Here is a 14193-nt window from a genome sequence, read left to right as displayed (position 1 = left end):
TGGCTGGCGAAGTCTTAGTTGGTAGCTCCACCGTTAACCAGGAGGTGCTGACCGGAAACGAATGAAGACAGATCGCTTGCAAAGAATTCTGCAATGTTGGCTACGTCTTCTACTTCAGCCAGCCTACCCATTGGACAGCTGTCCAGCAATTGTTTTCTCAGTTCAGGATATGCTTCAGGATCCACGAAGATACCGGAATGATCTACTGCGAAAGGAATAATGGAGTTCACAGTAACACCTCTGTAACCGATCTCTTTTGACAGGATGTCTACCAAATAACGTGGAGTGGTCTTGCTACCACCATATACAGCCATACCTTTCACCGGGAAAGAAGTTGTGCTGGAAGCGATGTAAAGGATACGTCCGTTATCTTCTACATGTTTAGCAGCCTGCTGCATGGTGAAGTAAGCACCTTTGGTATTAATAGAAAAAAGACGGTCAAACTGTTCTTCTGTAAATTCCAACACCGGGGTTTCTACCATTTCTATACCTGCATTAGCCACTACGATATCAATCTTTCCGAAAGCTGCTTTTGCTTCTTCAAACAGACGTTCGATCTCTTTTACCTTACTTACGTCTGCCTGTACTGCGATCACATTAGCGCCCATTGCTTTGATGTTGCTTACAACTTCTTCTGCGGATGCTTTATCCCTTGAATAGTTAATTACGATGTCTGCGCCCATTGCTGCATAACGTTCTGCGATTGCTTTACCTAAACCTCTGGCTGATCCTGTGATTACTGCTACTTTATTCTTTAAGTTATTCATGATTGACACTTTATTTATTTGTTATGTTTATTGTTCACTGTTCTTATTAGATATTGTTATTGTCGATTAGGCCATACCACCATTTACGCCTATATTCTGTCCGGTCACCCATTTAGCGGCGTCGCTTGCCAGGAATGAAACCACTTCTGCAATTTCCTCTGGTTCACCGAGGCGGCCGAAAGACGCCATCGCTGCCAGGCGATCTATCACTTCCTGTGGTTTTCCTTTTATAAACAGATCGGTGTTTGTCGGGCCAGGAGAAACAGAGTTCACATTGATACCTCTGGCGCCCATTTCTTTGGAGAATACACGGGTTAATTGTTCTACGGCTGATTTTGTAGCCACGTAAGTTGCATAAGTAGGCACCATCACGCGGTTCACAGTAGTGGAAAAGTTGATGATAGTTCCTTTATCGGCCAGCTTCGTAGAAGCCTCACGGAGAGTATTAAACGTACCTCTTACATTAATATCGAACTGACGTTGAAAGTCTTCATCAGTAGTATCTTTGATCGTTTTCAGGATCATGATACCGGCATTGTTGATCAGTACGTCGATCCTGCCATAATGTGCAATAGCTGCATCAAACAGGTTTCTCACATCATCGCTCTTGCTTACATCCGCCTGGATGGCGATCGCGTCTCCACCTTTTGCTTTCAGTTCAGCTACAACTCCATCTGCAGCCTCTTTGCCGCCCGCGTAGTTGATGATCACCTTTGCTCCTTCTGATGAAATTTTACGGGCAATTGCAGCGCCGATCCCTCTTGATGCGCCTGTTACTAAGATTACTTTGTTTGTTAGCGTGTTCATGTTTCGTTGTTTTTGTTTGTCGTTGTTGACATAACAAAGATGGAACATAAACACGCCCTAAAATTGCAAGAATTACACTATTAGTTGTAAATATCTAAGATACTCCTGTTCCGAGCTGTTTTCTGTATAGAACCGGTGTGGTGTCTGTATATTTTTTAAAATAGTTACTGAAATGCGCAGACTCCGCAAACCCCAGCTGGTCAGCGATCTGCTTGATGGGAGTGGCAGAATTCTGTAATAAAGACTTTGCTTCGGTAATCGTTTTATCAATGATCCAGGTACTAACAGATTTGCCGGTTTTTGCCTTTATCACGTTATTAAGATAGTTAGGATGCAGGTTCTGTTCATTGGCGTAATCCTGGGAACGGAAAACGCGTTTCGCTTTGCCAGTGCTTAATTCACGATAGTGTTTTTCAAGGGTCCTTTTAAAGTTCTTAACGATCTGGGAGCTTCTGTTTCCCTCGTAGATCGGGTTGTAATCTTCCCAGAAGTATTCTTTGATCTTTAGTAATAATACTACGAACAGGTTCCCTATCATTTTATTCTTATAGGGAGAGTTTGAAAAATACTCTTTATATATCTGCAGGTACAGCGGCTCGAATTCGGCAAATACTTCCGGTTCCAGTACCCGTGCAGGCACTGTTTCTGCCAGCAGGAATGGGAATTCCTCAAATATATTAGCGTGGACATTCTCCTTCAGAAAAGACTCGCTCATCGTTACCAGGTACACTTCCTTTAAACAAAGCCATTCGAAAGACTTATAGTGTCCAGGGTTAGTAAAATAGATCGTCCGGGGGCGCGTGCAGAACTCCAGATCATCTGTTGTATATCTTCCCTCCCCATCTTTCACAAACAGAAAAGAGTAAAAATTAGCCCTGTATACGGGGGATTTATAAGGTATTTCCTCCCCGTGAATGTCCTTCAGCTTATGGATCGTAAAGTCATTTTTAGGGTCAATAAGGTCCACCGGTAATCCCAGGTATTCATAATTCTCGATCAGACTGTTAAAAACGAGCGGCTTTTCTGTTTGTTTTTGCTTCGTCATGGTATGGAGGAGATTAGATCGGGCTAAAGTTACAAAGGTTTGCGCTCCGTTGTAACACTTAGCCCGAAATCATCATAGCACCTCCATTGTGCCGGCAGCCAGCTCCAGGACCTCGATCTGAGGATGGACTTCCAGCCCGCTTTCATCCCGTCGTTGCTGGAATGTCCTAAAGGAAAGCGTATTGAGTGTGGCAGCCTGCACCTGTTCATTTTTATAATGGGACAGATGAATGAATGTATTGCCTGTGTTGTAGACGTTATATTGGAAGTCGGCCGGCAGTTGGCGGAAGTCTTCCATAAAAGTCCGGATGTTCGCCAGGTTCTGGTCCTTAAAGCCCGATTTTACCGTGTAAGTTACTTTTACTGTTATCATGTTTTATATCACTTTATATATAGACAGTTGAGCCGGGGAAAACGTGACAACAGACCACATACATATTCTAATATTTATTACTATCTTGGCAAAAATGCCATATCAACAATCGTAAACGGGCAATCAACATTTTAATATCAATCAATTAACGTTCGGGAGAAATTACCTATCTATGAAAAAACTGTTCACTATCATTGTGACTTCGGTCGCACTCTATTCCTGTAGTTCTACAAATCTGGTCTACATCAGTGTTCAACAACCGGCGCCGGTGACGATATCTCCTGGCATCAAAAACGTGGGGATCGTTAACAGAAGCAGCGTTGCTGACAAAAACAAGGCACTGGACATCATTGACAAAGTACTGACCGTAGAAGGCGATAGCCTCGATAGACAGGCCTCTCAGGCAGGCGTTATTGGTCTTGCTGATGAACTGATCAAAAACAACCGGTTCAATAATGTTACGGCTTTCAATAGTATTGACCTGCGAACAAACGTTCCGGGCCAATTCCCCGCTCCATTAACCTGGGATGTGGTCGAAAAGATCTGCCGGGAAAAACGTGTAGACGCATTGTTTTCCCTTGAATTATTTGATACCGATTCTAAAGTCAGCTATGCTGCCGTTCCGGTATCATTGAAAACGCCGCTGGGTAATATCCCTGGCATTGAGCACCACGCCAATATGCTTACAACGGTAAAAACAGGCTGGAGGATCTATGATCCGGCAGAGAAGGTAATATTGGACGAATACCCCATTACCAAAGACGTTACATTCACCGGAAAGGGTATCAATCCGGTAGCTGCCGCAGGTGCGATTATCAACCGAAAAGAAGCCATACTCGATGTAAGCAGGAAAACCGGCCAGGATTATGCATTCAGATTAATCCCTTATTGGATCAGGGTGACCCGCGACTATTATGTGAAAGGAACGGATAATTTCAGTACTGCTAAACGTAAGGCACAAACGGGCAACTGGAATGGGGCGGCAGAATTATGGAAGAAGGAAACCACTTCCTCCAGCAGCAAAATTGCCGGCAGGGCATGTTATAACATGGCTATCATCTGTGAAATAAACGGTGAGTTGGATAAGGCTATTGAGTGGGCACAGAAGGCTTATGAAAACTATAACAATAAACTGGCGCTACGATACGTTAACATCCTTAAAAACAGGAAAGAAAATAACAGTGTGCTGAAATATCAACAGCAAAGTTAAAATCACAGACCTATGGGAATTCTACTTCCCATAGGTCTGCCTTTTTTACTACAATGCTTCTCCGTTAATATCCGTCGTCAACACATCGCTCATATAATCGAAAAACGGGCGCATGTTCCTAAATGTCTGATTCGCTTCTTTAAGGAAGTCACCGCTCAGCACCAATTCATCCGGGAAATCCCTCCTGAGTAAAAATTGTTTGTAACGTAACAGGTCGATCGCCTCATGATCAGCCTCAAAACCTTTAGGAGCTGTCTTTAGCTGTTCACCTTTCAGTTCGCCGAATGTCGCAACAAAGGACTTCGCTTTCAGTATCTTTCTCAGCGGTTCAGCGTCAAATGCAATATCCTCCCTGACCCGCTTGAGGTCTTCTGTACTGGGAGCCCAGAAACCACCCGCAATAAAACTATTCCCCGGTTCAATATGGAAATAATATCCTCCCCTGCGACGTTTGGTAGCGCGTTTGAAGCTTCCGCTCCAATGCGTCTTATAAGGGGTTTTATCGTTCGAGAAGCGGGTATCTCTGTAAATACGGAACAAGCTTTTTTTACCGGACAGTGTTTCTATTTCGTCATGTGTATTAAGCGCCTGAAGTAACGCCTCTGCAAAATTCTCTACAACAGCTAACTCCGCCAGGTAGGTATCCTTGTGTGCGTTAAACCATTCCCTGTTATTGTTCTTTCCAAGTTTGTTCAAAAAATCAAAGCCTGATGAAAGTGATAATGCCTGCTTCGCCATAATATCCGGTTTAAATAACCCGGCAAAGATACTACATAACAGCTATACGGCCCCGTCGCAGATGAGAGCAAATGGCTAACTACCGGAAAAGCAAAAGAGCCCCTGGTTCGGAGTCTCTTTGCAGCGCTATAAACGGATGTCATTTACTTTATAAAATGGTGTATTAACCAATCGATAATTTCTTTGATCTTCTCGTCTATCAACTCTTTAACCGGATTAAAAGGCGTGCCATCGAAGAACCTCGGAATTGTTCCGGGGCCAGTGGGGCTTTTATGTTCCACATCGATAGATTCACGCCATCTCTCCGCATGCGTCCTCCATTCCTCAGTATTCACCAATCCGGGCTCTTTGAACCAGACGTTCCATGACAACAGATTGCCTGTCTGCAACATATTGCCGGAACTGAGGTTGAAAAGTTCCATTACCAGCCTGTTAAAGTCATCGACAATGCCATTATTAGTCTTTTGGATAGGCCCGATCTGCACTTCCACATTCCCAATACCCCATGCTTCCGGATGTTTGGCAAATTCAGGGCTCTTAAACAATGTGGATTCTCCTCTTCTTACCGGGAAGATAGGTTGATCCGGGTTTTGATACTCATGCGTGGTAACCCTGATAGCATTTGCCTTGCTCGAAGGAAAAGGCAAACCGTTCTTGTTGAAGAAAGCCCAGATTATTTTACCTAAGGTGCTTTCGTTCGCAGTAGGGCTAAACCAGATCTTACCTTCAACGGTCATATCGGCAGCAAGATTATACACTCTGTTTGGCTCGTCCACCCATCCTCTTTGTCCTGTAACAGTAACCTCTACATTCAGCGTACCAATCTCAGGGATATAGGTACCCTGCTGTGGACAGATGATAGAATATACCCTTCCGAAATCGTCATATCCTATCCTTGAAATGTAAGGTGAGAACATCACAAAACAACGCTTTGGATCGGGTTTCCCCATTTCGGTTTCCCAGCTGAATTCTGGCCATTCCACTCCCTGCTGCCGCTTTAGCAGATCAATGTTATCCATGTTATCTAACATAGGTAACGATGAAAGATTCGGATCTGGATAAGCAAATTCGGGATTTGATTGAGCGAATCCACCGATCCATCCCGGTGGAACCTGAACGTCTAACGACGACTGTTGAGGGATCATGATTACTTCTTTTTTTTGTTATTGATTGAGGTTTATCTTTTATATGACGAGTTGTGGAGCGGATATGCTAAACTATTACAAATAAGCCCCTTAATTGTTGAGAATTATCTTCATTTATAACAGGCTTTAATACGATCACGATTAAGGAGCTATTGGGGCAGCCATGTCGAAACACCAGATCATCATAAATAAAAAATCGAAGCCGCACCTGGATGCAGCTTCGATTAACTCATTGTCCTTTACCAGCCATTAAGAGTGAACGGATCATCAGATCTCATTCGCCCATGCCTTTGTCTGATTTTCCTTGAGCATATCCTCTACGAACTGAGGCACAACGTTCCTGAATTTGCCAGTATCCGCAGGCACTATTTGTATCATGGCGTCGATCATTTCTGTCGGGTCCAATCTACCTTGTGGTGTACCCAGCATGCTGTCAAAAATAGCTTTCATATCAGCCCTTCTGGTAACATTATGGTTGTCGTCGAGCCAGCGGAAAGGATTATCCGCCATTGTTTCATTATAACCGGTCAGATAAGCGCCAGGATTGATGGTCTGCACCTTAATATTGTAAACACGTAATTCGTCGTGGAGCGCTTCAGCAATAGCCTCCAGTGCATGTTTAGTTGCTACATATATTCCATAACCGGGAGGTGTGAACAGTCCTCCCATAGAAGAAGTGAATATGATCTTACCAGGTCTCTTTTCATCGATGAATTTACGTACGAAGCGTTGTGTCAGGTCCAACGCTGCAAATACGTTCGTTTCAAAGTTTTTCCTCACCAGGTCAATAGGGATCTCGAATGTCGGACCAGCTTCCCCGATACCTGCATTATTCAACAAAATGTCAATGTCCCAGGTAAGCGCGAATTTAACATCATATGCATCCAGGATATCGAGCCTTTCTACCCGGAGATTGTCTTGTAGCCCCAGCTCTTCAACTTTTCTGCGAAGTGCTGTTACCTGCGGAGAGATCTGTACGCCGGCAATTACTTTGTGACCAAGTTTTGCCAATCCAATAGCGGTGCCCTCACCAAAACCGGAGCCCGCGCCGGTGATCAGAATTCTTTTTTTGTCTGTCATTGTCTTTTATTTTTGGGATGATAGAATGATGTTTATAGCGCCGCTGCTTGGGAAGCGATTAAAAAGTCCTGTGGAACAGCTCCTCCGGACACACCAATGAATCCAATTATTTCTCCTGCGCTTCTGATAGGCAATCCTCCTGCAAACCCAACCAGTCCACCATTTGTATTTGTGATACCATAAGCGCCAGCTTCCGGCTTCAGGTATTCACCCACCTGTTCACTGTTAATACCAAACAACATGGAAGTTTTGGCTTTCCCTATCGCTATATCAAGTGAGCCGATAGGAGCACCATCCATCCGTTCCAGTGCTTTTAGATGTCCGCCGGTATCGAGAATAGCAATGTTTACAGGGACCTTTATTTCGTTGGCTTTACTGCGCGCAAGCCCGATGGCCGCACTGGCCTGCTGGGAATTGATGTTCATAGCGGATGCATTTTTTTCTTTGTTAAAGTTCTTCAAAGACAATAGCACAGCTGCTACACTTTTCACACTTAGAGCTGCACTTTTCAAAGCATCCTCGCTTGATAAAGTGGTGATATCGCGATATTTCACAATTATCATTTCAATTGTTGAAATATGAACAATCCACAATCCCGGGCTCTTCACAAACAAATAAATACCAATGATTTACACACTGGTACAATATTGCTATGGCTATTACTGCACCTAAGACATTGTTTTCAGTAATCCATTAATCCCTTTTTCATGCAACAAATCATACCATTATTTAAGACAGCAAGGCAACTGTACAGTTCACTTAATACCGAGATCCATCCTGCGCACCTGGCAGATGATTGCTGCATTTACGACCTGGCCGACCTTAATTGTAAAGACGCCATTGTTTCCCCCATCCATCGCACCGGGTTTTATTCTTTTCTCTTCGTGAAAAATGCGTTGGGTAGATACCAGGTGAATCAATATGCCACCACCTTGCGGCCCTGCTCCATTTGTTTAGGCAATCCCGGAGACATCATCCACTTTAACTTTAAAGAAGTAAAGGAACTGCACCTGCTTACGGCGAACGAAACTTTCATAAAAGAAAACATGCATATATCCATCATGCAGGAGTTCCCTTTTCTTCAGGCAGATGCAGCATTACCGGTCATCCTGAACAAAGAAGATTTCGCCGATCTGGAACAGGTCTATCAGCAGGTAAAAACAATGCAAGGCTCACATTCACCATTACGTAAAAAGAAGATCGGATGTCTGTTACTCCTGATCCTTTTGAAGATAAAAGAAAAACTTTCCCACAAGCCAGACGTCAGCCAGGGACGGCAAACAGATATTCTCAGAAGTTTTAAACAAATGCTGCAACAACATTATCTTGATCTCTATAATGGTCAGATCAACAGACCATATACAGCACGAGAATATGCAGTCGCACTGGGGCTGCATCCCAATTATCTGAACCATGTGATCAGGAAGCAAACCGGTAAACCACTTAGCAAATGGATCATTGACAAAACGATACTGGAGTCAAAATTCCTGCTGGATCATTCATGTCTGTCCATAAAGGAGATCGCATATAGGCTGGGATTTGCGGAGGCAAGTTATTTTAGCCGTTATTTTAAAAAGTATGCACGGATGACGGCTGTAGAATACAGGCGAAAATCCGGTATCAATAATGCAGTACCCGATCAGATAAATATTCAAACAAAGGCACAAACCCTGACCATATGAAAGGTGCCTTACCTTCAATCCTCTTCTTGTTCCTCTCGATAGCTAATGCATATACGCTCCGGGCACAGTCGGACAGAGGTGATGTTGCCGCCTGGTTATTACCAGGTGTATCATGGCAGCCCTCTTCTAAATTCAGGTTGCTCGGCCAACCAGGCTACAACAGTTATTACAGGGCAGGTCTCGGTTATATACAGGGGTTTATAACAATACATAAAAACATCGTATTAAATCCGGGGTATATGTACTACATCCGTAAAACTGATAAAGGAGCACATCAGCATAGCCACTTCCTTATGAACGCAGTAACTCCACAAATACAATTCGGCAGCTTCCTGCTGGACAACAGAAATATGCTATGGATCAGGACCGGTACTGATATTGAGCCTTTGTATTATTATCGCAACCGGTTCAGGCTTGTCAAGTCATTCCATCTTGCGGACAGGGAAGCTAAATTATATGGATACAATGAGGCCTTTCGCTTATTAAACAATGGCACCTGGACACGAAACAGGTTCGCTGCGGGAACCAGCTACGATATTCTTCCCCATGCAAATGTAGATGTCACGTATATCCGGCAATGGGACCGTACAGGCGGATGGCTGCATTTGTTTTTTATTATGGCGACGTGGCGACTTCCGTCAGGGAAATGAAATTGAAATTAAAGTGGACTCACACCTGGATTGTATTTCGTTGTTATACAGAATGGCATTAAGGTATTCAAAGAGAAAATAATCAAACAATAATTTTTGCAGGAAAGCCTCCTACTCTCTTGTTTCAATCCTTCTAAAAGCCTTCAGGTCGAAAGACTTGACTGCTTTAATTCCAAAAGCTTCAGTTGTTCTTTTGTGATAGGATATACTTATCAATAATATAAATCGTAATGGGCCTCAACTGCCGGTTAAAAGCCACTGGATGGGTTCCGCCAGAGGTATAATATTCTATTCCCCCCCCAATTTTCAAATACCAAACCTTTCCTATAGCCTCATAGGAGATGGTATCAGGCCTCATTATCCTCCTGAATTTTTTCAACTTCATTGTATCTAATGCTATTATCATCGAATTAGGTATTTTCTGATCACATTTTACGGGTTCGTAATGATCTTCAAGCCAATACATGCAGCCCTGGGGAACCAACTCCCGATTTTTCTCTTTCCACCACCACATGCTACCCGTTCCTAACGCCAGCGATAATATAACCGCAGCTACGAGTCTCTTCGCAGCTCTTCCCTTTTTCTCTTTTTCATCACTAATTCCTATTGTTTTAACATCCGCGCTCTCCTTCTCCATTGCCCCATCAATACGGGCTAGATTTACTAGAATTTCAGGAATTCTCGGATTTCTGGCTGGTTGATCACTTCCAGTTGCAACCTCATTGACCTGGGGGGCAGATATTAGTACTTGGTCTTCTGTTGCCGAGTTGTCCTTATTTAACGTTACGTCTTCTTCTATATCGACGTCTCCGGAATATTCCTTTCCCATTTCCCAGGGCCTGCCAGAAAAGCCAATCAACCAGGCCAAGAGCTCAATATTCTTCACCTCTGTCTTCTCAGATTTCCCCTTCAGATAATTTACCAATGGCCTGAATTTATCCGTCTCACATCGCTGAATGATTGCATAATAGCTTCTTGACTCATTCAAATCCCCACAGAAATCCCTAATGATCTTTTCATCTCTCCTATTTACCTCTTTTGTGCATTTTTTCACACATTCATCTTTAAGATTCGCGGGTGTAAGGTGCATCAGGCCGTGAGGTAGCGTATTGTCTGCCTTATTTCGTTCATACGCCTGCATGACCAGCCGCTGATAGTCAGCAAAAAGTGTCGCCATAAATGAAATTATAGAACTGAATAATCGGAATTGACCCCACATTCCCGGAATTACACAAGGAATAACAGGAAATACCGGAATTAACGGAACCAACTACAAATCAACCACTTACATCAATTTATCTTTGTTCTGCAATCGGGTAATGCCTCCTTTGCTAAGAGGCACGCTGTACAGAACCGATTCACCTCCGGGCAAAAGAAGCGGAAGCCGGTAACCGGCTTGGGAAGCGATAATCAGCTTCCGTGACCTACGCCCACACTTCCCTAAAAAAAGCAAGAAGCGCTTCTTCACTGACTCAAAACTCCGCTGCCGGCTGCCCGGCAACCGGCAGCTCATTGCTAAATCTTCAAAAACTAAAACAATGTTCAATATTATATTAGCTTTTTTCCTGTCATTCTTGAGCCCAAACCATTCTAATAATGGTAATAACAACAACAACGAACAGATTACTACTTTCGGAGATCCTGGTGGGGAGACCGGTGGCGAGACCGGAACAATTCCTCCAAGAAAGCCGTAACATATAATCTTAGTGAGGCAAAACTCTTTTTGCCTCACTTTTTTAGGACACCCGTCAATTATAATTCCTTACAATCGAGGAATTTGATACTTTTAAGAGAAATAATCCTCTGTGCGTCCCTCAAACATCATCCTGCTCATATTGCTCGGTGTTTTTTCAGCCTGTATATCCAACCGAGAGCCCTCGCAACCGATTACTGCACCCACACTGGTCAAAGGGGAATCATTTTTTAATAAAAATAACGACTCTGCCTTTTATTATTTTAACCTTGTCGCAACAGGACCTGCAGACAGTTTAGAAATTGCAATGGCCTACACTTATATGGGAATCATCCAGGCATATGAGGGAGACCATTATGGGGGGCAGGAAAGCCTGTTGAAATCCCTTACTTATCTCGATGAACACAAAAAACAAGACCAGGAGTGCTTTAGCTCAAACTACCATGAGCTGGGCAATATTTGCCTTAATCTCAAAAACTATGAAGCAGCTATCGATTACTATAGTAAAGCATTAAAATATATAAAGGACCCCGACAATGAGGCAATTGCCTTAAATAGTATAGCCCTTACTTACCAGAAGAAAGGTGACTATGATCAGGCTATCGATCTATATAAATCCTTGCTGGTCCAAAGTAAGGACAAGAAAAAAGAATATGCCCGGGTACTTTCTAACTATGCAAGAACTAAATGGATGAAAGATTCCGGTTATCCCGCCGGACCAGAGCTGCAATACGCATTGAAAATCCGCAAGGATTCAAACGATATCAGAGGCCTCAACGCCAGCTACGCACATCTATCGGACTATTATTCAGCATCCATACCAGATTCGGCGCTTTACTATGCCAGGAAAAGATATGAAATGGCCAGGGAAATGAATAGCCCGGACGACGAAGTGGAAGCACTTTCAAAACTTATTACACTTAGCCCTACTAACCTGCTGAAACCATATTTTATCCATTACCAATACCTGACAGATAGTATCCAAACAGCAAAGAACGCAGCAAAGAACCAATTCGCATTGATCCGGTACGAGGCTGCCAAAAACAAGGCCGATAACCTTCAACTCCAAAAGGATAACGCACAAAAGAGAACACAGTTGGTTATACAAAGGTTCATATTGGCGTTAATCATCCTACTCTTCATTATCATCGGACTTGTTGTAATCCGTCGATACCGCAGGCGCCGCCAACAGATAGAACTTGCATCCCGGCAGGCGATACAGGCACATCAACTTAAAACCTCCCAGAAAGTGCATGACGTAGTAGCAAATGGACTGTACCGCATTATGACAGACCTTGAGCATAGACCTACTGTAGACAAGGAAGAATTGATAGATAAGATCGAGGCATTGTACGAGCGATCCCGCGACATCTCTTACGAAACCCCTACAGTCGCTACGGTTCCTTTCCATGTTAAAATTGACGATCTGTTAGCGTCCTTTGGATCCGAACATGTCAAGGTCCTGATCTTCGGCAATAGCCCTGCGCTATGGAGTCAGACTAATTCGAAGATCCAAGAGGAAGTTGAACATATTCTTCAGGAATTGATGATCAATATGAAAAAGCATAGCCAGGCTCATTCCGTGATGCTAAAGTTCAACTATCAAAACGATCAGGTTCAAATTCTCTATACCGATGATGGCATCGGTCTTTCTCCGCAAGTTAAGTATGGGAACGGATTGCAGAATACGGAAAACCGTATTAAAAGAATCGGTGGGGAATATACCTTTGAACATCCTGCTAAAGGATTTAAAATTCACATTTCCTTCCCAATAGCTCATTCCTCATGATTACAAAGGTACTTATTGCCGAAGATCACGAAAGCACCAATATTTCAGTCCAGAAAACGCTGGAAGAACTGGCTATTATCAATACAGCATATGTCTATTATTGCGATGACGCTTTGAACAGGATAGCACAAGCGGTTAGCGCTGGTAGTTCCTTCGATCTCCTTATTACAGATTTATTCTTCGAACCGGATAGCAATAAACAGACCCTATCTGGAGGCATAGATCTGATTGCCGCTGCCAGGATAGTACAACCCGACTTAAAGGTCCTGGTCTTCTCTGCAGAAAACAGGCCCGCTACTATTGACCAACTTTGCCACAACTATGATATCGACGGCTTCGTACGCAAAGCCCGGAACGATGCACGGGAACTTAAAGAGGCCATTAATGAAATAGCGCAACATCGGCGTTACTTCCCACGTCATATCAGACAGTTGATCGAAAAAAAGAATGCTTACTCATTTTCTGATTTTGACATTACGATCATAACGCTGCTCGCACAGGGAATACTACAAAAAGACATACCTGCACACCTTCAATATAAAGGGATAAAGCCATCTGGCTTAAGTAGCGTAGAAAAAAGGCTTAACCAGATGAAAGACATGCTCGGCTTCACCAAGAACGAGCAGCTAGTAGCTTACTGCAAGGATTTAGGCGCTATATAAGCATCTTTAAAGTTTCTACACAAAACAGTAAATTACGGTTTCCCATAAAAAAAGGATTTTAATGAAAGATACCTTTGTTTCATAAATCAAAAATACCAAAATGAAACAAAAGTATTATGTAAACGACAACGCACAGCCCAATGGCGATCATGAAGTGCACGTCCCTACCTGTCACAAATTTCCTGAAATATATAACAGGACTTATTTGGGAGAATTTGAAACTTGTCAGGAAGCCATTCGGGAAGCGAAAAATCGGCACCCCAAAGCGAACGGTTGTATTCATTGCTGTACCCCCTGTCATACAAGCTAAACGGTAATGGCCGCTCTTTTGTAACTCCCATGTTTTCTTAACTGATCGAGCCATGAAGCTGTTATATGTCTGGCTACTTACAAGCTATGTTAACTGCACCCAGATAACGGTTTATATATGCGATAGTAAATACGCTGCAAGGTATCATTATAAACCGAATTGCCGTGGACTAAGCAGTTGCAAGCATGCAATTGTCAGCATCCCAATTGAGAAAGCTATGGCCACCAAAACCCTTTGTAAGTG

The 14193-nt window shown here is 43.2% G+C and carries 14 protein-coding genes; 5 read left to right on the top strand and 9 right to left on the bottom strand.

What is annotated here, in order from left to right:
• Positions 1-14: 14 nt before the first annotated feature.
• The 4 genes from C7475_RS13980 to C7475_RS13965 form a co-directional block, all read right to left on the bottom strand.
• Complete coding sequence (locus tag C7475_RS13980) at positions 15-767, bottom strand: SDR family oxidoreductase (RefSeq protein WP_110053947.1); 753 nt, start codon at positions 765-767, stop codon at positions 15-17.
• A 66-nt stretch (positions 768-833) separates the two neighbouring features.
• Positions 834-1574, bottom strand: a complete 741-nt coding sequence (locus C7475_RS13975; protein ID WP_110053946.1) for an SDR family oxidoreductase — start codon at positions 1572-1574, stop codon at positions 834-836.
• A gap of 94 nt (positions 1575-1668) precedes the next feature.
• Entirely contained in the window at positions 1669-2619 is a 951-nt protein-coding gene (locus C7475_RS13970) for an AraC family transcriptional regulator (protein WP_110053945.1), read from the bottom strand.
• 72 nt (positions 2620-2691) lie between these two features.
• A complete protein-coding gene (locus C7475_RS13965; protein WP_110053944.1) occupies positions 2692-2991 on the bottom strand; it encodes a hypothetical protein in 300 nt (99 codons plus the stop codon).
• A gap of 172 nt (positions 2992-3163) precedes the next feature.
• Here C7475_RS13965 and C7475_RS13960 point away from each other — a divergent pair, with 172 nt between their 5' ends.
• Complete coding sequence (locus C7475_RS13960) at positions 3164-4201, top strand: DUF6340 family protein (protein ID WP_110053943.1); 1038 nt, start codon at positions 3164-3166, stop codon at positions 4199-4201.
• Between the two features lie 48 nt (positions 4202-4249).
• Here the strand turns inward: C7475_RS13960 and C7475_RS13955 are convergent, their stop codons facing one another.
• The 4 genes from C7475_RS13955 to C7475_RS13940 all read right to left on the bottom strand — a co-directional run bounded on the left by C7475_RS13955 (position 4250) and on the right by C7475_RS13940 (position 7727).
• Entirely contained in the window at positions 4250-4939 is a 690-nt protein-coding gene (locus C7475_RS13955; protein ID WP_110053942.1) for a DUF2461 domain-containing protein, read from the bottom strand.
• Positions 4940-5082: 143 nt separating this feature from the next.
• A complete protein-coding gene (locus tag C7475_RS13950) occupies positions 5083-6084 on the bottom strand; it encodes a hypothetical protein (RefSeq protein WP_110053941.1) in 1002 nt (333 codons plus the stop codon).
• 267 nt (positions 6085-6351) lie between these two features.
• On the bottom strand, positions 6352-7164 hold the full coding sequence (locus tag C7475_RS13945; RefSeq protein ID WP_110053940.1) for an SDR family oxidoreductase: 813 nt from the start codon (positions 7162-7164) through the stop codon (positions 6352-6354).
• Positions 7165-7196: 32 nt separating this feature from the next.
• Complete coding sequence (locus C7475_RS13940) at positions 7197-7727, bottom strand: heme-binding protein (protein ID WP_233259850.1); 531 nt, start codon at positions 7725-7727, stop codon at positions 7197-7199.
• A gap of 144 nt (positions 7728-7871) precedes the next feature.
• On the opposite strand from C7475_RS13940, the gene C7475_RS13935 reads away from it, so the two are divergent.
• Positions 7872-8846 (top strand): AraC family transcriptional regulator, encoded by a 975-nt coding sequence (locus C7475_RS13935; RefSeq protein ID WP_110053939.1) that lies wholly within the window; start codon positions 7872-7874, stop codon positions 8844-8846.
• Positions 8843-9496, top strand: coding sequence for a DUF2490 domain-containing protein (locus C7475_RS13930; RefSeq protein ID WP_110053938.1), 654 nt, complete (start codon positions 8843-8845; stop codon positions 9494-9496). The genes C7475_RS13935 and C7475_RS13930 overlap by 4 nt, the downstream gene beginning before the upstream one ends.
• Positions 9497-9677: 181 nt before the next feature.
• On the opposite strand, the gene C7475_RS13925 is transcribed toward C7475_RS13930, so the two are convergent.
• Entirely contained in the window at positions 9678-10673 is a 996-nt protein-coding gene (locus C7475_RS13925; RefSeq protein WP_110053937.1) for a hypothetical protein, read from the bottom strand.
• A gap of 823 nt (positions 10674-11496) precedes the next feature.
• Between C7475_RS13925 and C7475_RS13920 the strand changes: the two genes are divergently transcribed.
• The gene (locus C7475_RS13920; RefSeq protein ID WP_110053936.1) at positions 11497-12978 is read left to right on the top strand and encodes a tetratricopeptide repeat protein; all 1482 of its coding nucleotides are present in this window, start codon (positions 11497-11499) and stop codon (positions 12976-12978) included.
• Positions 12975-13640, top strand: coding sequence for a response regulator transcription factor (locus C7475_RS13915; RefSeq protein ID WP_110053935.1), 666 nt, complete (start codon positions 12975-12977; stop codon positions 13638-13640). The genes C7475_RS13920 and C7475_RS13915 overlap by 4 nt, the downstream gene beginning before the upstream one ends.
• The last annotated feature ends 553 nt before the right edge of the window (positions 13641-14193 follow it).

This window comes from Chitinophaga sp. S165 (assembly GCF_003182155.1).
Lineage (GTDB): Bacteria > Bacteroidota > Bacteroidia > Chitinophagales > Chitinophagaceae > Chitinophaga.
Note: the sequence above shows the minus strand (reverse complement) of the source record. Positions and strands in the feature narration are given on the sequence as shown.